At 65.3% G+C, this 17408-nt stretch carries 16 protein-coding genes; 7 read left to right on the top strand and 9 right to left on the bottom strand.

All coding sequences use genetic code 11. The features are described 5' to 3' along the window. Window positions 1–59 precede the first annotated feature (59 nt). Complete coding sequence (locus tag ACN4F8_RS15145) at window positions 60–413, top strand: hypothetical protein (protein ID WP_419474323.1); 354 nt, start codon at window positions 60–62, stop codon at window positions 411–413. 4 nt (window positions 414–417) lie between these two features. On the opposite strand, the gene rsmI is transcribed toward ACN4F8_RS15145, so the two are convergent. Then, window positions 418–1356: a 16S rRNA (cytidine(1402)-2'-O)-methyltransferase gene (gene rsmI / locus ACN4F8_RS15140; protein WP_419474322.1), complete on the bottom strand. Its 939-nt coding sequence runs from the start codon at window positions 1354–1356 to the stop codon at window positions 418–420. On the opposite strand from rsmI, the gene ACN4F8_RS15135 reads away from it, so the two are divergent. The 3 genes from ACN4F8_RS15135 to ACN4F8_RS15125 are packed head-to-tail and all read left to right on the top strand — an operon-like array spanning window position 1356 to window position 3061. Beyond that, window positions 1356–1760, top strand: coding sequence for a YraN family protein (locus ACN4F8_RS15135; protein WP_419474321.1), 405 nt, complete (start codon window positions 1356–1358; stop codon window positions 1758–1760). The two genes, rsmI and ACN4F8_RS15135, sit on opposite strands and share 1 nt — an antisense overlap. A gap of 36 nt (window positions 1761–1796) precedes the next feature. Next, window positions 1797–2417, top strand: coding sequence for an SIS domain-containing protein (locus tag ACN4F8_RS15130; protein ID WP_419474320.1), 621 nt, complete (start codon window positions 1797–1799; stop codon window positions 2415–2417). Then, window positions 2414–3061 (top strand): BON domain-containing protein, encoded by a 648-nt coding sequence (locus ACN4F8_RS15125; RefSeq protein ID WP_419474319.1) that lies wholly within the window; start codon window positions 2414–2416, stop codon window positions 3059–3061. Before ACN4F8_RS15130 ends, ACN4F8_RS15125 begins: the two co-directional genes overlap by 4 nt. Before the next feature lie 40 nt (window positions 3062–3101). Here ACN4F8_RS15125 and ACN4F8_RS15120 read toward each other — a convergent pair whose 3' ends face one another. From ACN4F8_RS15120 to ACN4F8_RS15110, 3 genes are all read right to left on the bottom strand, one after another. Continuing rightward, window positions 3102–4004: an NAD(P)-dependent oxidoreductase gene (locus ACN4F8_RS15120; RefSeq protein ID WP_419474318.1), complete on the bottom strand. Its 903-nt coding sequence runs from the start codon at window positions 4002–4004 to the stop codon at window positions 3102–3104. A gap of 141 nt (window positions 4005–4145) precedes the next feature. Then, window positions 4146–5282, bottom strand: coding sequence for a PilT/PilU family type 4a pilus ATPase (locus ACN4F8_RS15115; protein WP_300658151.1), 1137 nt, complete (start codon window positions 5280–5282; stop codon window positions 4146–4148). A 19-nt stretch (window positions 5283–5301) separates the two neighbouring features. After that, the gene (locus ACN4F8_RS15110) at window positions 5302–6345 is read right to left on the bottom strand and encodes a type IV pilus twitching motility protein PilT (RefSeq protein ID WP_291216638.1); all 1044 of its coding nucleotides are present in this window, start codon (window positions 6343–6345) and stop codon (window positions 5302–5304) included. 39 nt (window positions 6346–6384) lie between these two features. On the opposite strand from ACN4F8_RS15110, the gene ACN4F8_RS15105 reads away from it, so the two are divergent. Further along, entirely contained in the window at window positions 6385–7101 is a 717-nt protein-coding gene (locus tag ACN4F8_RS15105; RefSeq protein WP_419474317.1) for a YggS family pyridoxal phosphate-dependent enzyme, read from the top strand. Here the strand turns inward: ACN4F8_RS15105 and ACN4F8_RS15100 are convergent. Next, window positions 7085–7630 (bottom strand): DUF3617 domain-containing protein, encoded by a 546-nt coding sequence (locus ACN4F8_RS15100; RefSeq protein ID WP_419474316.1) that lies wholly within the window; start codon window positions 7628–7630, stop codon window positions 7085–7087. The two genes, ACN4F8_RS15105 and ACN4F8_RS15100, sit on opposite strands and share 17 nt — an antisense overlap. A 68-nt stretch (window positions 7631–7698) precedes the next feature. After that, the gene (locus tag ACN4F8_RS15095; protein WP_419474315.1) at window positions 7699–8172 is read right to left on the bottom strand and encodes an Lrp/AsnC ligand binding domain-containing protein; all 474 of its coding nucleotides are present in this window, start codon (window positions 8170–8172) and stop codon (window positions 7699–7701) included. A 102-nt stretch (window positions 8173–8274) separates the two neighbouring features. Between ACN4F8_RS15095 and ACN4F8_RS15090 the strand changes: the two genes are divergently transcribed. After that, a complete protein-coding gene (locus ACN4F8_RS15090; protein ID WP_419474314.1) occupies window positions 8275–11250 on the top strand; it encodes an L-glutamate gamma-semialdehyde dehydrogenase in 2976 nt (991 codons plus the stop codon). A gap of 4 nt (window positions 11251–11254) precedes the next feature. Here ACN4F8_RS15090 and ACN4F8_RS15085 read toward each other — a convergent pair whose 3' ends face one another. Continuing rightward, entirely contained in the window at window positions 11255–14233 is a 2979-nt protein-coding gene (locus tag ACN4F8_RS15085; RefSeq protein WP_419474313.1) for an EAL and GGDEF domain-containing protein, read from the bottom strand. Between the two features lie 238 nt (window positions 14234–14471). Between ACN4F8_RS15085 and ACN4F8_RS15080 the strand changes: the two genes are divergently transcribed. Next, window positions 14472–14777, top strand: a complete 306-nt coding sequence (locus tag ACN4F8_RS15080) for an RNA recognition motif domain-containing protein (RefSeq protein ID WP_300651379.1) — start codon at window positions 14472–14474, stop codon at window positions 14775–14777. A gap of 90 nt (window positions 14778–14867) precedes the next feature. Here the strand turns inward: ACN4F8_RS15080 and ACN4F8_RS15075 are convergent, their stop codons facing one another. Then, window positions 14868–15353, bottom strand: a complete 486-nt coding sequence (locus tag ACN4F8_RS15075) for a response regulator (RefSeq protein ID WP_322275661.1) — start codon at window positions 15351–15353, stop codon at window positions 14868–14870. Next, on the bottom strand, window positions 15350–17408 hold a 2059-nt coding region (locus ACN4F8_RS15070), incomplete at its 5' end, for a PAS domain-containing sensor histidine kinase (RefSeq protein ID WP_419474312.1). The genes ACN4F8_RS15075 and ACN4F8_RS15070, both read right to left, overlap by 4 nt.

The raw sequence follows: 17408 nt of genomic DNA, 5'->3' as shown, positions 1-17408 counted from the left end.
CTGGATCGGCGCACGACCTGCCTGCGGAACCAACACCGGCCCTTGGGGCTCAGTCATCCATGAACGGTTTTTTCGACTTCTTCGCTCGCCTGGTGCGTGGCATTCTCAAACTCGTGCTCGGCGTGGCCGCACTGGTGTTCGTGCTCAGCCTGCTGCTGGCCACGCTGGTGGTGGTGCTGGGCATGTCGCTCTGGGCGCTGATCACCGGGCGCAAGCCCGCACCGTTCGTGGTGTTCAACCGCTTTCGCCAGACCTCGCAGCGCTACACGCAGGGCGTGTGGCCGGGCCGTGGCCCAGCCCGGCCCATGGGCGATGTGGTCGATGTGCAGGCGCACGAAGTGCCCGATGTGCCGACCCCGCGCGACGCGGCGCCCCGGTCGGGTGGTGACCCGATGGCGCGCGTGATCCGCTGAGGGCTCAGTCGTCTGATCCGTTGGCGCCCTGGCGGCGCGCCAGCGCGGCATCGTAGAGCGCGTTGCGCGGCTGGCCGGTGATCTCGGCGCACAGCTTCACGGCGGTTTTCAGGGGCAGCTCTTTCAACAGCACGTCCAGCGTGCGTAAGGCCGCTGCGTCCACGCTGCCTTCGGCCTCCACGGTGGCGGACTGGGGATGCACCAGCAACACGAATTCGCCGCGCGTGCGGTTGGCATTGGCCTGCAGCCAGGCGCTGAAATCCTGCGCTTTCAGGTGCGCCACTTCTTCGAACTGTTTGGTGAGTTCACGGCCCACGGTCAGCATGCGTTCGCCCAGCAGGCCGAGGTCTTTGGCCAGGGCTTCGATGCGGTGCGGTGCTTCGAGCATCACGCAGCCGCGTGCGTCGGCACCGATCAGTTGCACCTCGCGCTGGCGCTCGGCCGCTTTGCTGGCCAGAAAACCCGCGAACACAAAGCGCCCGTCCCACCCACCCATGCCCGCCACCGTGCCCGAGACGCTGAGCAAGGCGGTGATGCTGCTGGCGCCAGGAATCGGCACGCAGCGCAGGCCAGCCGCGTTCGCGGCCGCCACCAGGCGCGCGCCCGGGTCGCTCACGCCGGGCGTGCCGGCGTCGCTCACATAGGCCACGCGCTGGCCGGCCTGCAGGCGCTGCACCACGGTCTGCGCGGCCTCGGCTTCGTTGTGCTCGTGCAGGGCCAGCAGCGGCTTGTGCAGGCCGTAGCCCTGCAGCAGCGCGGCGGTGTGGCGCGTGTCCTCGCAGGCCACGGTGTCCACCAGCGAGAGCACCTGCAGTGCGCGCAGGCCGATGTCGGCCAGGTTGCCGATGGGCGTGGCGACCATGTAGAGCGCGCCCTGCGGATAATGCTGGTGCGCCGCCGCGTCGCGCGCGGCCGCCAACAGGGATGGAGAGCTTGCAGACAATGTGGTGTTCCAGAAAGCAGGGGGCGCCGGTGGCGCCTGCACCGACCACCAAGGCCCGCGGTGATGCGGCCGAAGACGTTGCGCTGCTGCACCTGCAGCGCCAGGGCTTGCGGCTCGTCCAGCGCAATTTCAAGACGCCCGGACGCGGCGGCGGCGAGATCGATTTGATTATGCGTGAGCCCGACGGCACGCTGGTCTTCGTCGAGGTGCGCCAGCGCGCCAGCCAGCGCCAGGGCGGCGCGGGCGCGAGCATCACCCCGCTCAAACAGCGCCGCATCGTGTTTGCCGCGCGGCACTTTCTGCTGCGGCTCGGGTTAGAGCCCCCATGCCGCTTCGACGTGGTGCTCATCGACGGCACCAGCGGGCAGATCGACTGGCTGCGCGCGGCCTTCGATGCGTCCTGAGCATTTGGATACAGGCCCCACCGCTATCATCGCCCCATGCTTCTGCAACGCATCCAGCAACAATTCATCGACAGTGCCGACCTGAAATACCAGTGTGCGCAATCACTTGCGCCTGCGGTGGAAGCGGCCACCAACGCGGTGCTGGCCAGTGTCACAGGCGGTGGCAAGGTGCTCTCGTGCGGCAACGGCGCGTCAGCCGCCGCTGCCCAGCACTTCGCCGCCAGCTTCGTCGGCCGTTACGACCGCGAGCGCCCCGAGCTCGCCGCCTTTTCGCTCTCGGCCGACGCGGCGGTGCTCACCGGCATCGCCAACGACTTCGATGTGCGCTCGGTCTACGCCCGCCAGGTGCGCGCGCTCGGCCAGGCCGGCGACGTCTTGCTGGCGCTCACCACCTCGGGCAACTCGTCCAACGTGCTCGCAGCGGTGGAGGCCGCGCACGAACGCGACATGACGGTGGTGGCACTCACCGGCGCACGCGGTGGCCAGCTCGCGCTGCTGCTGCGCGACACCGACGTGCACATTTGTGTGCCGCACGATCTGGCGGCCCGGATTCTGGAGGTGCACCACCTGGTGTTGCACTGCATTTGTGACGGCGTGGACGCCCAGCTGCTGGGTCTGCCCGACGTCTTGACCAACGAACAGGAGAGTTCCTCATGACCTTTGTCCCCCATGTCCTTCGCAGTCGCATGGCCGCCGGCGTGCTCGCCGCCGTCACGTTGACCATCGGCTTGTCCGCCTGTGCACCCCTGATCGTGGGGGGCGCCATGGGCGGTGCCCTGGTGGCGGTGGACCGCCGCACCTCCGGCGCCCAACTGGACGACCAGGGCATCGAATTGCGCGCCACCAACCGCCTGCGCGACCAGATGGGCAACCGCGCCCGCGCGGCCGTGACCAGCTACAACCGCCGCGTGCTGCTCACCGGCGAGGTGGCCAGTGCCGCCGACAAGGAGCTGGCGAGCAAGATCGTGTCCGGGGTGGACAACGTGGCCGAGATCGTCAACGAGCTGTCGGTGACCAACAGCCCCACGCTCACCGAGCGCGCGGCCGACACGCTCATCACTGGCCGCCTGAAGGCCTCGCTGGTGGACGCGAAGGACCTGTCGGCCAATGCCTTCAAGGTCGTGACTGAGCGAGGCACCGTGTATCTGATGGGGCGTGTGACCCAGCGCGAGGCCGACCGCGCCACCGACATCGCGCGCAACACCTCCGGTGTACAGCGGGTCGTGCGCTCGTTCGAGATCCTCACCGAAGAAGAGCTCGCCCGCATGCTGCCCAAGCCGGCGGCCAACGAAGCCAAATGACAGAACAGCAGCGCTTCGGCGCTGCTGTTCATTCAGGCCTTCACTTCAGGCGCTTGATCAGGCTGGAGGTGTCCAGGCGGTTGCCGCCCATGGCCTGTACGTCGGCGTAGAACTGGTCCACCAGGGCGGTGACCGGCAGGCGAGCACCGTTGCGCTTGGCCTCGTCGAGCACCAGACCCAGGTCCTTGCGCATCCAGTCCACGGCAAAACCGAAGTCGAACTTGTCGGCCACCATGGTCTTGCCGCGGTTGTCGAGCTGCCAGCTCTGCGCCGCGCCCTTGCCGATCACGTCCAGCACCTGGTTCATGTCCAACCCGGCCTTCTGGCCAAAGGCAATGGCCTCCGCCAGGCCCTGCACCAAGCCGGCGATGCTGATCTGGTTGACCATCTTGGTGAGCTGACCTGCGCCGCTGCCGCCCATGAGCGTGAAGGCGCGGGAGAACGCCATGCCTGCGGGCTTCACCGCATCAAACGCACCGGCATCACCACCACACATCACGGTGAGCAGCCCGTTGACCGCACCGACCTGACCACCCGATACCGGCGCGTCGACAAACGAGAGCCCCACATTCTTGGCAGCCTGATACAGCTCACGCGCCACGTCGACTGAGGCCGTGGTGTGGTCCACGAACACCGCGCCCGAGCCCATGCCGGCGAACGCACCGTCGGCACCCAGCGTGACGGAACGCAAATCGTCGTCGTTGCCCACGCAGGCGAACACGATCTCGGCACCCACCGCCGCTTCGCGCGGCGTGGGCTGGTGCACACCACCAAACTCAGCCACCCAGGCGGCGGCCTTGGCACTCGACCGGTTGTAAACGGTCACCGAATGCCCCGCACGGGCCAAATGCCCCGCCATGGGGTAGCCCATGACACCCAAGCCAATGAAGGCGACCTTGCGGGCAGGGGTGGAGTCGTAAGTGCGTTCAGCAATATTGCTCATGGAGTGGTCTCGATGGAAGGAAGGGTTCTAAATCAAGAATGCCGCGGAACTGGCTTTGCCAGGCCGCAGGCATTGCCCCCTTGAGGGGATGACGCACCGCAGGTGCGGCGCGGGGGTGATTCACTCCCGGCGCGGGGTGGGTCAAACAATAGTGAGGTGTTCGGTGCCCGCAGCCAAGTCGAGGGTTTTCGCCCGCTGGCTGTTGAGCTTGATCTGCAGGCGCAGGTCGTTGAGCGAGTCGGCGTTGCGCAGCGCATCCTCAAACGTGATCAGGTTGGCCTCAAAGGCGTTGAAGAGCGCCTGGTCAAACGTCTGCATGCCCATCTGGTTGCTCTTTTTCATGATCTCCTTGATCTCGGCGACATCGCCCTTGAAGATCAGATCGGAGATCAGCGGTGAGTTCAGCATGATCTCCACCGCAGCGTGGCGACCCTTGTTGTCCTGACGCGGAATCAGACGTTGCGACACCAGCGCACGCAGGTTGAGCGAGAGGTCCATCAGAAGCTGGGCGCGGCGTTCTTCGGGGAAGAAGTTGATGATGCGGTCCAGCGCCTGGTTGGCGCTGTTGGCGTGCAGCGTGGCCAGGCAGAGGTGGCCGGTTTCGCTGAACTGGATCGCGTGCTCCATGGTTTCGCGGTCCCGGATCTCGCCCATCAGGATCACGTCGGGCGCCTGGCGCAGCGTGTTCTTGAGCGCGGCCTCCCAGCTGTCGGTGTCCAGGCCCACTTCGCGCTGCGTCACCACACAGTTCTTGTGCGGGTGCACGAACTCCACCGGATCTTCGATCGTGATGATGTGACCGTGCGTGTTCTCGTTGCGCCAGTCGACCATGGCCGCCAGCGACGTGGACTTGCCCGAACCCGTGGCGCCCACCAGGATGCACAGGCCTCGCTTGGACAGCGACACATCCTTGAGCACCTGGGGCAGGCCCAGCTTGTCGATGGTGGGCAGCACGGCGGGAATGGTCCGCATCACCATGCCGACCTTGCCTTGCTGGATGAAAGCACTCACGCGGAAGCGGCCGATGGCGGGCGGCGAGATGGCGAAGTTGCACTCCTTGGTGCGCTCGAACTCGGCCGCCTGCTTGTCGTTCATGATGGCGCGCGCCAGCGCCAGCGTGTGGGAAGCGTTCAGGGGTTGCGGCGACACCTTGACCACCGAGCCGTCGACCTTGATGGCCGGCGGAAAGTCGGCGGTGAGGAAGAGGTCGCTGCCGCTGCGGCTGAGCATCAGGCGCAGCAGATCGTTGACGAATTTCGATGCCTGGTCGCGTTCCATGTGTCCTGCCTTCTTGTGCTCAGCCCGGGAAATTCTCGGGAATCTTCGCTTTGCCGCGCGCTTCCGCCGGGCTGATCACGTTGCGCTTGACCAGCTCCGAAAGATTCTGATCCAGCGTCTGCATGCCCACGTTGCTGCCGGTCTGGATGGCCGAGTACATCTGCGCCACCTTGGCCTCGCGGATCAGGTTGCGGATGGCGCTGGTGCCCAGCATGATCTCGTGCGCGGCCACGCGGCCCGAACCATCTTTGGTCTTGCACAAAGTTTGGGAGATCACGGCCACCAGCGATTCGGACAACATGGCGCGAACCATGTCCTTCTCTTCGGCCGGGAACACGTCGATGATGCGGTCGATGGTCTTGGCCGCGCTCGAGGTGTGCAGCGTGCCGAACACCAGGTGACCGGTTTCCGCGGCCGTCATGGCCAGGCGGATGGTTTCCAGGTCGCGCATCTCACCCACCAGGATTGCGTCCGGATCTTCACGCAGCGCCGAGCGCAAAGCGTTTGAAAAGCTCAGGGTGTGCGGTCCCACTTCGCGCTGGTTCACCAGGCATTTCTTGGATTCGTGCACGAATTCCACCGGGTCTTCCACCGTGAGGATGTGGCCGTACTCGGTTTCATTCAGGTGGTTCACCATGCCGGCCAGCGTGGTCGACTTGCCCGAACCGGTCGGTCCGGTCACCAGCACGAGGCCGCGTGGGCGCAGGGCAAGGTCGCCAAAGATCTTGGGAGCGTTCAATTGCTCCAGCGTGAGGATCTTGCTCGGGATGGTGCGGAACACGGCGCCGGCGCCGCGGTTGTGGTTGAAGGCGTTGACGCGGAAGCGGGCCAGGCCTTCGATCTCGAACGAGAAGTCGCACTCCAGGAACTCTTCGTACTGCTTGCGCTGGCTGTCGTTCATGATGTCGTACACCATGCCGTGGACCTGCTTGTGGTCCAGCGGTTCGACGTTGATGCGTCTCACATCACCATGCACCCGTATCATGGGTGGAAGACCGGCCGAGAGGTGAAGATCGGATGCTTTGTTCTTGACACTGAAGGCAAGCAATTGGGTGATATCCATCCCGAGGTCCCGTGCGGTGTTGAGGTATGACGACTGATTATGACGACGATTGAAGGCAATCTCCAACAGGTTCGCGAGCGTTTGAAGCAAGCTTGCACGCTGGCAGGACGCGATGTGAACGCGGTTGCATTGCTCGCGGTTTCCAAGACGTTTGACGCAGACGCCGTCTGTCTGGCACTCGACGCCGGCCAGCATGCATTTGGTGAAAACTATGTGCAGGAAGGCACGGAAAAGATAGAGGCTCTGCGTCGGCTCAAACCCGATGCTGCGCTGCAATGGCATTGCATCGGACCGTTGCAAAGCAACAAAACGCGGGTGGTTGCCGAGCGTTTTGATTGGGTTCAGTCGGTCGATCGGCTCAAGATCGCGCAACGTCTGAGCGAACAGCGCCCGGCCGATTTGCCTGACTTGCAGGTGTGCCTGCAGGTCAATGTGGACGGTGGTGCGAACAAGTCGGGTGTTGCACCCGAGGCGCTGGCCGACCTGGCTCTGGCCGTGGCGCGCTTGCCGCGCTTGCAGTTGCGCGGGCTCATGTGCATTCCCGAGCCCGCGCCGAATTTTGAAGCGCAGCGCGATCTGTTCCTGCGCGCCAAAGTCCTGTTCGATCAGCTCAACGCAGAAGGCCTGGCGCTCGACACCTTGTCCATGGGCATGAGCGACGACCTGGAGGCCGCCGTGGCCGCAGGCTCGACCATGGTGCGCGTGGGCCGGGGCGTGTTCGGCAGCCGGCCCGCCAGAGTCACTTCAGCGGCTTGACGGCACCGCAGCTGGCCGACAGCCATTTCCCCTGTCCATCGAGCGTCGAACTCACCGGCTTGCCCTTGTTCGTGCTCTTCATCAGCATCGTCATGGTGTAGGCGGTGTCGCCGCTGAAGGTGTAGGTGCCTTCGCCCGAAGAGGGCGGGTTCTTGCAGACGAAGTTCATCTTGAGGGTGTTGGCGCTGCGCGAGGTGACGGTGGTCGTGCAATCACCTTCGGTCTGTACCGGCATGTCTTGTTTCGCTGCCATCTCGGGCGTGATGCAGACCTTCATGGCCATGCCGCCGCCTGCTCCCGCTGCCGGCATCGACATGCCCTGCTTGGCCATCATGTCCTGCATCATTTTTTTCTCCGCAGCCGACATGCCCGCCATCTGCTGCTGCATCTGCGCCATGGCCTTGTCCATCTCGGCGTTGCCACCCATCTTCTGGTTGATTTCCCACAGGCCGGGTTTGGTGCTCTGGGCGTGGACGACGCTGGTGCACGAAAGGGCGCTCAGCAACAAGGCGGTCGAGATGCGAGACATGGTGGCTCCAGAAGTGGTGCACCCATTGTGCGAAGGCGGCTCGGGCTGTCAACGCCCATGGCAACGGATCACAGTGGAAGCTGCGAGCTGTTTTTCACCTCTTCCATCACCGCATACGTGCGCGTCTCGCGCACGCCCGGCAATTGCCACAGCACGCTACCGGCGAATTCGCGGTAGGCGGCCATGTCGGCCATGCGGGTCTTGAGCAAATAGTCGAAGCCACCGGCGACCATGTGGCATTCCATGATCTCGTCGCGCACCTGCACCGCGGCCTTGAACTCGTTGAACACGTTGGGCGTGGTGCGGTCCAGCAGCACTTCCACAAACACCATCATCCCGCGCCCGAGCTTCAGGGGATTCAGCCGCGCCTCGTAACCCAGGATGTAGCCGTCGCGTTGCAGGCGCTGGGTGCGCGCGAGCACGGCGGTGGGTGAGAGCGCCACCGCCTCGGCGAGCCTGAGGTTGGTGATGCGGCCGTCGGCCTGCAAGAGCTTGAGGATCTTGAGGTCGAGGCGGTCGGGCTCGGTGGATGAGGCGTTCATGGGTGTGGATTATCCAGTTCAGCCCTGATTTTTGGTGAAAAACTCGGCATTTCTGGCGGGAACATACGCAGATTCACAAACCCGATCTTCCTGGAGCCTTTCATGCCGCGCACCACCGACCGCCTGCCTGTCCCCTACCGTTCCGAGGTCGGCGTGTTGGCCCAACGCCTGGCCGTGCTCCAGGGTGCGCTCGACTGGGCCGCCGCCGCCACGCAGGCCGCTCCGTGGGTGCGCGCGGTGCGCGAGAACCCGCCGCCGTTCTGGGCCATGGAGAGTTTGCTGAAGGAGTACCCGATCTCCAGTGCCGAAGGCCTGGCGCTGATGCGTCTGGCCGAAGCGTTGCTGCGCGTGCCCGATGCCGAGACCGCGATCGCGCTCACCGCCGACCAGCTGGGTCGGGCGGACTTTGATGGCGCCGCCGACTCGACACTGGCGCGTCTGTCCTCCACCGCGATCGCTATGTCCAAACACTTCCTGCCGCAGGCGGGCAGCGAGCCGGGCCTCATGGCCAAGCTCGGCGCCAAGACCGTGGTGGCCGCCACGCTGCGCGCGGTGCAGTTGCTGGGCCGCCAGTTCGTGCTGGGACAGACGATCGAGGAGGGCATGAAGGAAGCGGCCTCGGCGCGCAGGCGCCAGTCCAACCTGAGTTTCAGCTTCGACATGCTGGGCGAGGGTGCCCGCACCGACGCCGACGCGCTGCGGTACCTGGCGAGTTACGAGAACGCGATCGCGGCCATAGCCCGCACGGCCGACCCGAAGCGGGCACCGAGCCAGAACGACGGCATCTCGATCAAACTCAGCGCGCTGCACCCGCGATATGAAGATGCACAACACGAGCGCGTGATGCGCGAACTTGTTCCCCGCGTGTGGCAGCTGTGCGAGGGCGCGGCCGCCGCCAACTTGAACCTGACCATCGACGCGGAAGAGGTCGACCGGCTCGAGCTGTCTCTTGAGGTGTTCGAAGCGCTGGCCAAGCTCGTGGCGCAACATTGCCCGCAGTGGCAGGGTTTTGGTCTCGCAATGCAGGCCTACCAGACGCGCGCGGTTGAGTTGATCGAGCACGTGGCGGCACTGGGGCGGCAATACCAACTCAAGTTCATGTGCCGCCTGGTCAAGGGCGCGTACTGGGACGCCGAGATCAAGCGTGCGCAAGAGTTGGGCCTGCCGGCCTACCCGGTGTTCACGCAGAAGCCGCACACCGATGTGAGTTACCTGGCGTGTGCGCAGGCCTTGTTCAACGCATCCGATGCCATCTACCCGCAGTTCGCCACGCACAACGCAGGCACCATCGCCGCCATCCTGAACATGGCCACGAGGCAGGGTGCTCCGTTCGAGCTGCAGCGCCTGCACGGCATGGGCGAGGGCATCTACCGCGAGGTGCTCAAGAACCCGGCGGTGTCGTGCCGGGTTTACGCCCCCGTGGGCGCCCACCGCGACCTGCTGGCCTACCTGGTTCGCCGCCTGCTGGAGAACGGCGCCAACTCGTCGTTTGTGCACCAGCTCGCCGACGAGTCGGTGGGCATGGACGAGCTGCTGCTCTCGCCGCTGGAGCAGTCAAAACCCGGCGCCTTGACGGCATCGCTGCCGCTGCCGCCCGAGCTGTATGGCAAGGCCCGTCCGAACAGCCTGGGGCTGGATCTGGCCGTGATCGCGCACCGCGATCCGCTGCTGGCCGCGCACGCAGCGCTGGTGGTGCCTACCGTGCCCGAGGCCACTGCGGCCGATGCGCAGGCGGCGGTGAACAAGGCCGTGCAGGCCTTCGCTGCCTGGAACTACACGCCCGTGGCCGAGCGCGCCGCCACGCTGCGCCGCGCGGCCGACGCCATGCAGCAGCAGCTGCCCCGCCTGTGTGCCCTGCTGGTGAAGGAAGCGCACAAGGGTTGGGGCGATGCGGTGTCCGAGGTGCGCGAAGCCATCGACTTCCTGCGCTACTACGCCAACGATGCGGAGCGTGTGATGGCGCCGCAGACGCTGCCCGGCCCCACCGGCGAGAGCAACACGCTGCGCATGGAAGGCCGCGGCGCCTGGGTCTGCATCAGCCCGTGGAATTTTCCGCTGGCCATCTTCGCGGGCCAGGTGGCCGCGGCGCTGGCCACCGGCAACACCGTGCTGGCCAAGCCGGCCGAGCAGACGCCCGTCATCGCACTCGAAGCGGTGAAGCTGCTGCACGCCGCCGGCGTGCCGGCGGGCGCCTTGCAACTGCTGCACGGCCCGGGCGAGACGGTGGGCGCTTCGCTGGTGGCGCAACCCGGCATCGCCGGTGTGGTGTTCACCGGCTCCACCCAGGTGGCCAAGATCATCCAGCGCGCGCTGGCCGCCAAAGACGGCCCCATCATCCCGCTGATCGCCGAGACCGGTGGCATCAACGCCATGCTGGTGGACAGCACGGCCCTGCCCGAGCAGGTGGCCGACGCGGTGGTGCAGAGCGCGTTCCGCAGCGCGGGCCAGCGCTGCTCGGCGCTGCGCCTCCTGTGCGTGCACGAGGCCATTGCGGACGGTGTGATCGAGATGATCGAAGGTGCGGCGAAAGAACTGGTCGCGGGCGATCCAGCCGAACTGGCCACCGACCTCGGCCCGGTGATCGACGCCGAGGCGTTCGAGGGCATCACGCGCCACGTTCAGCGCCTGCACACCGATGCCAAAACGCGGCTGGACAGCCGCCGCGCCGCGCCCGCCATGGCGCACGTGATCGCGCCACAGATGTTCGAGGTGGCGTCGATCGGCGCGGTGACGCAGGAGATCTTCGGTCCGGTGCTGCAGGTGGTGCGCTGGGGTGGCGACCCGATGGCCGTCATGCAGCAGATCAACGCGCTGGGTTACGGCCTCACGCTGGGCATCCAGACCCGCATCGACAGCCGCGCCCTTGCTTTGGCGGGTGCAGCTCGCGTCGGCAACGTCTATGTGAACCGCAACATGATCGGCGCCGTGGTGGGCGTGCAGCCTTTCGGCGGTGAAGGCCTGAGCGGCACCGGCCCCAAAGCCGGCGGGCCCCACTACCTGCTGCGCTTCTGCGCCGAGCAGACCCTGACCATCAACACCACCGCTGCCGGCGGCAACGTGGCGCTGTTCACAGGCTGAGGCATCAGCCCATCACCACCATGCCGGAGGTCGGGTTCTCCAGCATCGCATCCAGCTCTTCGATGGGCAGCGGCTTGGAAAACAGGTGACCCTGGAACTGGTCGCAGCCCTGGTAGGCCAGGAAGTCGCGCTGCTCCTGCGTCTCCACGCCCTCGGCCACCACCTGCAGGCTCAGGCTTTGCGCCAGCGCGATGATGGCGCGCGAGATCGCGGCGTCGTTGGGGTCGGTCAGCACGTCGGCCACAAAACCTTTGTCGATCTTGAGCTGGTCCAGCGGCAGGCGCTTGAGCACCGAGAGCGACGAGTAGCCCACGCCGAAGTCATCCAGCGAGAGCGTGACACCCAGCGCCTTGAGCATGCCCATCTTGTCGATGGTAATCTCCATGCGGTCGGCCAGCAGGCTCTCGGTGAGTTCGAGCTTGAGGCGGTGCGGGCGGATACCGGTTCGCTTGATCGCGGCCATCACCATGTCCACAAAGTCGGGGTGGCGGAACTGGCGCACGCTCACGTTCACCGCGATGCTCAGGCTGGCGGTCTGCGGGCGGTGCGCCCAGATCGCGAGCTGCTCGCAGGCGGTCTCCAGCACCCACTGCCCCAGCGGCAGGATCAGGCCCGTGTCTTCGGCCACCGGGATGAACTCTGCAGGCCACCTCATGCCGCGAACCGGGTGGTTCCAGCGCACCAGCGCTTCCACGCCGGTGACCACACCGACCCGGTCCACCTGCGGCTGGTAATGCAGGAGGAACTGCTGCTCGCGCAGCCCGATGCGCAGATCGGAGCTCACCGCTGCGTTGATGCTGACCGTGGCCTGCATGTCGGGATCGAAGAAGCACAGCGTGTTGCGCCCCATCGACTTGGCCTGGTACATGGCGAGATCCGCCTGTTTGAGCAGTTCGCCGACGTCGTTGTGATCCCCATTGAACGAGGCCACGCCGATGCTGGGCGTGGCGAAATGCTGATGCCCGTTGAGCTGGAAAGGCTCACGCAATGTCTTGAGGACCTTTTCACCGAGCGCACGCGCCTTGTAGGCTGCGGCTTCAGCGTCGGTGCTCAGGTCGTCCACCATCACCACGAATTCGTCGCCACCCAGGCGCGCCACCATGTCGCTCTTGCGCACGCTTTGCGTCAGGCGCGAGGCCACCTTCTGCAGCAGCTGGTCGCCCATGTGGTGGCCCAGCGTGTCGTTCAGGATCTTGAAGTTGTCCAGGTCGATGAACATCAGCGCGCCAAACTGCCCGGTGCGCGCACTGGCCGCCAGCGCCTGCTGCAGCCGGTCCAGCAGCAGCTGGCGGTTGGGCAGGTCGGTCAGTGCGTCGTAGAAGGCCAAGTGTCGGATCATGTCCTCGGCGGTCTTGCGTTGCGTGATGTCCCGGCCCACGGCCACCCAGTGCGTCACCTCTTCGGCCGTGGCCTGCACCGTCACCACCTCCAGCTCCACCCAGAAGAGCGCGCCGTTCTTGCGCCGCACCATGAGTTCGGTGCGGGCCTGCTGGTTGTGCTGCAGGTTGGCCACCAGGGCATTCAGGTGGGTCATGGCCGGGTCCAGCTCCAGCAGGATGCGCGGCGTCTGCCCGATCACCTCGGCGCGCGTGTAGCCGGTCTGCTGCTGGAACGCGTCGTTGACGAAAACGATGCGTGGCTCCTGGCTGCCCGCGCCGGTCTCAGCGATGGCGACGATGTCGTTGAGCCGCGAGACGCTGGTCTCCAGCAGCATCAGCTGCTCCTGTGAGCGACGCCGCTCGGTCACATCGCGGAAGTACACCGCCAGACCCTCGGCAAATGGGTAGGCACGCACCTCCATCCACTTGCCCAGCGTGGGGAAAAAATCTTCGAGTTCAACCCGGCGGTTGGTGTTGAGCGATCGGGTGAGCTTGTCCTTGAGCCGTTCGGCCAGACCGCCGCTGAAGTCGTGCCAGACCTCCTGGCCCAGCAGGTCGGCGGTGGTTTTTTGCAGCAGGCGTTCGCTCTCCTGGTTGAGGTAGGTGAAGCAGCACTGGCGGTCCAGCGTCACGAACGCCTCGGTGATGCTGGCCAGTGTGGTGGTCAGGCGCATGGCCAGCCGCAGGGTGTCTTGCTGGGCCTGTTTCTGCGCGGAGATGTCCTGGATCGCGCCCTGGATGCGAACGATCTCGCCGTCGATGCCGCGCACGGCAGAACTCACCGTGCGCACCCACTTGGGAGCGCCACCCTCCACCATGATCTGCAGCTCTTCGTCAAAGCCTTCGCCGCTGAGCGCACAACGCTCCAGCCGTTGGCGGATGCCGCTGCGCCACTCCGGGTTGTAGCGCTGCACCATGCTGTCGAGTGAGGTGACCTGGCGGTGGTCGGTGAGGCCCAGGATGGTGGCGAACTCATCGGAGTGCACCAGCTCGCCGCTGCCCACCTGCATCGACCAGCTGCCCGCACCCGCCGTGTGTTCGGTGAGGTTCAGGCGGCTCTCGCTCTCGCGCAGGATCTGCGTGTTGCGCAGTTCGATCTGCTCGCACCGCTGCATCAGCGCCACGGTGTCCAGCGCATGGGCAGCCAGGGCCTGCAGGGCCGGGTCGCTGGTGTCGCAGGGTCGCTGCGGATCGGTATTCACCAGCAGCAAGGCGGTGGTGGTCCGCCCATTTGCTGCGGGCAGCGGCCACCAATGCAGGTTGTGCAGGGCCATCGGGGCTGCCCACGCCTCGAGATGGGGCCACGCCTGGGGGCTGGCTGGCTCGCTCACGCGACATTCCTGGGCACCGTCTGTGAGCAACGTGGCAACCGCCTGCGAGGCACCTGCGCTGGTCGAGGGCGCAAGGCCATGAGACCCCAGCATCCGAGGCGGCCACTGCAGGGTGTCGAAAACCACTGCGGCCGCCACCCCTGCATGGAGGGCCGCCCAGCCCGCCAGCCGATCAAATCCACCGCGCTGCGCGAACTCGCCCGGATCGTTTGCCGCCGCTGTGTCAGCTGTGTTGTCGGGGGTGGCGGTGGGTGCTGGGGAAGCGGATCGCATGGGGGACTTCCGATGGTGGTGTGGTCGGAGAATACCGAAGTGCTGTCATCGCGGTGGCACAGTTCTGTGCTGACATCACAGGTGGGATGTGATCTAGCGCACAAGACATGAGGCTGCCGGGCCAAGTTGTAACAAAACTGTTAGTTTCGGCAGCAACTGGGCTACCATTCACGCCTGCCGCCGCCCGGGGTGTCGGCCCGAACTACAAACGCAACGACAAAAACATCGGGAGTCGATTGTGAGCACACTTGCAGAACTCAGACAGCACAGCGATGTGCCGAGCTTGAAATCCGCGCTGCACCAGCTGTGCAGTGAGTTCGGGCGCATCACCCGCCTGGACATCCTGACCGCCATGCACGAAGGAACGAAGCAGGCCATCTGCTTCCTGCGCATGGAGCGCCCTGAGCAGGAGCAGCAGCTCATGAAAAGCCTGGGTGTGGGTCGTTTTGGTGGTGAGGTGGTGTTTGTGCTCAACCTCAACACGCCGGCCACTGCCAACGATTTCGGCCCGTCTTCCCAGTGGGCCGACTCCGACATCTACTGACGTCCGCTTTGCTTCCCTGTCACAGGCCCTTTTCAGGGCCTGTTTGCATGGAGGGTGGCGTGTTGCGTCAAGGACGCCGGATGGTCTGTTTCAGATGAGGTCACCGAATCCGGTGTTGCGCACCGTGGCGTTGACCGTTTGCGGCGCGGTCTGGTTGATATTGATCCAGAACTCGCACACGTGCTTCATGGCACTGAGGAACTGCGAAAACTCCGTGGGCTTGGCGATGTAGGCGTTGGTGCCGGCGTCGTAGGCCCGCAGCAAGTCGCTGGGTTCAGTGGATGAGGTGAGCACCACCACCGGAATGTTGTGCAACAGCTCGCTGCCCTTGATCTCCTTGAGCACACCGATGCCGTCGAGCAGCGGCATTTTCAGGTCCAGCAAAACCAGCACCGGGTTGCTGCCGGCGCGGTTGGAAAAACCGTTGCGCCGGTGCAAGTAATCCAGTGCCTGCATGCCGTCGGAGACGTGGGTGACCCGCCCGTCGAGCCCGTGGCGCGAGAGCGCCAGCTTGGTCAACTCGGCGTCGTCGGGGTTGTCTTCGACGAGAAGGATGGCGTCGGCGTTTTTGCTCATGATTCCAGTGGTGCGGGCATCGAATCCAGAACGGCGTCTGAAAAATCCGGGCCCTCAAAAGGTAGGGAGAAGTAAAAAACGCTGCCGATACCGAGCTCGCTTTCGGCCCAGATGCTGCCGCTGTGCCGCTCGACGATGCGCCTGGTGAGCGCCAGTCCGATGCCCGTGCCTTCAAACTCCGAGGCTCGGTGCAAGCGCTGGAACACACCAAACAGCTTCTGAGCGTATTTTGTGTCGAAACCCACACCGTTGTCACGGACAAAGAAGGTGTAGCCCACCACCGGGTCGACGGTCCAGCCCACCTCGATGCGCGATCGTTCGCGCGGTCGGCTGTATTTGTAGGCGTTGCCCAGCAGGTTGGCCCACACCTCGCGCAGCAACAAGGCGTCACCTTGCACCACCGGCAGGTCGGGTGCGACCACCCAGTCGACGATGCGGCCTTCGGTGTCGTGCCCGATCTGGGCCACCACCGCTTCGACCAACAACTGGAAGTCCACCGGCGTCACGTTGACCGCCGCACGGCCCAGGCGCGAGAACGCCAGCAGGCCGTCGATGAGCTGGCTCATGTGACGAGCCGAGTTGCCGATGGTGTTGAGGTAACGGGCGCTGACCTCGTCGCACTGCCCGCCCATGTGTTCTTCGAGCAGGCTCACAAAGCTGGAGATGTGGCGCAGTGGCGAACGCAGGTCGTGCGACACCGAGTACGAGAAGGACTCCAGGTCCTTGTTGGCAGCGAGCAACTGTTCGGTGCGCTCGACCACGCGGTTTTCCAGCTCGTCGTTGATGTTGCGCATCAGGTCGTCGAGCCGTTTGGCGTCGGTCATGTCGCGGTTGATCTTGGCGAAGCCGCGCAGCTCGCCAATGTCGTCGCGCAGGGCGATCAGCACCGAGTGCGACCAGTACTGCGTGCCGTCCTTGCGGGTGTGCCAGTTGTGCAGCTCGTGCTGGCCTCGCGAGGCCGCCAGGCGCAACATCTGATCGGCGCGCACCCGCCCGTGTTCGGGGTTGGCCGGATCGAACAACACGCCGTAGTGCCGCCCCAGCATCTGGGTGGGCGAGTAGCCGTCCATGCGTTGGGCGCTGTCGGTCCAGTCGGTGATGCGGCCCTCGGCGTCCATGAAGAAGATGCAGTAGTCGCGCAGGTTGTCCACCATCAGGCGGAAACGCTGCTCGGCCTCCAGCAGTTCGGCCGACCGCTCGCGGATACGCTGCTCCAGTTCTTCGTTGAGGTTGCTCACGCGCTCTTCGATGAGCTTGCTGGCCGTGATGTCGATGATCTGGACGAACAGACCACGGACCTTGCCGTCCTGCACATCGGGCAAGTAGCGCGCACTGACAAAGATGTGCTTGCCATCAATGGTGGGTCGCCAGGCGGTGAAGTTTTGCTCTTGCCCGGCCAGCGCGGCTTCCATGCGGGGCTTCGTATCGGCCCAGATATCGGGGGCAAGGCAGTCCGCGATGTGCTGGCCGAGGATGCGGGTAGGGTCCATGCCATAGACGCGCAGGTGTTCGGCGTTGGCAAAGCGAAAGCGCAGGCCGGCGTCGACGTACGCGATCAGGCCGGGCACGTGGTCGGTGATGGTCTGCAGAAAGCGCTGGTTGTCGCGCAGCGAGATCTCGGCGGCCTTGCGGCGGGTGATGTCCACCACGGTGGTGTTGCTGCGCAGGAAATGCCCGTCCTTGTCGCGCACCGCCGACGAGGACAGCAGCGCATGAAAGGTGGTGCCGTCGCGTCGGCGCATCTGGTACTCCGCCCCTTCCAGCGCGTCGTCCTGCAGGATCTTGCGCATGCGGGCTTCAAGCAGTGGCGCGTCCGAGGCCGGGATCACGTCGCGAAAGCCCATCTTGCCCACCACCTCGTCGCGGCTGTAGCCCAGCCAGCCCAGCTCGGTGTCGTTGATCGACACAAAGGTGCCCGAGGTGTCGAGCGAGTGGTAGCCGCACGGTGCATGGTTGTAGAGGGCCTGTGCCTGGCTCAGCGCCTGGCTGACCCGGTCTTCCGAGGCCTTGCGCTTGGTGATGTCGAGCATCTGGATGAACAGGCCCGCCACTTCG

The sequence above is a fragment of the Hydrogenophaga sp. genome (assembly GCF_048549895.1).
GTDB lineage: Bacteria > Pseudomonadota > Gammaproteobacteria > Burkholderiales > Burkholderiaceae_C > Hydrogenophaga.
Note: the sequence above shows the minus strand (reverse complement) of the source record. Positions and strands in the feature narration are given on the sequence as shown.

What these genes read in the sequence shown, in the direction of transcription:
- ACN4F8_RS15120 (WP_419474318.1), bottom strand. Translation starts at nt 4,004, where the DNA reads ATGAGCAATATTGCTGAACGCACTTACGACTCCACCCCTGCCCGCAAG.
- ACN4F8_RS15115 (WP_300658151.1), bottom strand. Translation starts at nt 5,282, where the DNA reads ATGGAACGCGACCAGGCATCGAAATTCGTCAACGATCTGCTGCGCCTG.
- ACN4F8_RS15105 (WP_419474317.1), top strand. Translation starts at nt 6,385, where the DNA reads ATGACGACGATTGAAGGCAATCTCCAACAGGTTCGCGAGCGTTTGAAG.
- ACN4F8_RS15085 (WP_419474313.1), bottom strand. Translation starts at nt 14,233, where the DNA reads ATGCGATCCGCTTCCCCAGCACCCACCGCCACCCCCGACAACACAGCT.
- ACN4F8_RS15125 (WP_419474319.1), top strand. Translation starts at nt 2,414, where the DNA reads ATGACCTTTGTCCCCCATGTCCTTCGCAGTCGCATGGCCGCCGGCGTG.
- ACN4F8_RS15090 (WP_419474314.1), top strand. Translation starts at nt 8,275, where the DNA reads ATGCCGCGCACCACCGACCGCCTGCCTGTCCCCTACCGTTCCGAGGTC.
- ACN4F8_RS15130 (WP_419474320.1), top strand. Translation starts at nt 1,797, where the DNA reads ATGCTTCTGCAACGCATCCAGCAACAATTCATCGACAGTGCCGACCTG.
- ACN4F8_RS15110 (WP_291216638.1), bottom strand. Translation starts at nt 6,345, where the DNA reads ATGGATATCACCCAATTGCTTGCCTTCAGTGTCAAGAACAAAGCATCC.
- ACN4F8_RS15095 (WP_419474315.1), bottom strand. Translation starts at nt 8,172, where the DNA reads ATGAACGCCTCATCCACCGAGCCCGACCGCCTCGACCTCAAGATCCTC.
- ACN4F8_RS15100 (WP_419474316.1), bottom strand. Translation starts at nt 7,630, where the DNA reads ATGTCTCGCATCTCGACCGCCTTGTTGCTGAGCGCCCTTTCGTGCACC.
- ACN4F8_RS15135 (WP_419474321.1), top strand. Translation starts at nt 1,356, where the DNA reads ATGTGGTGTTCCAGAAAGCAGGGGGCGCCGGTGGCGCCTGCACCGACC.
- ACN4F8_RS15145 (WP_419474323.1), top strand. Translation starts at nt 60, where the DNA reads ATGAACGGTTTTTTCGACTTCTTCGCTCGCCTGGTGCGTGGCATTCTC.
- ACN4F8_RS15075 (WP_322275661.1), bottom strand. Translation starts at nt 15,353, where the DNA reads ATGAGCAAAAACGCCGACGCCATCCTTCTCGTCGAAGACAACCCCGAC.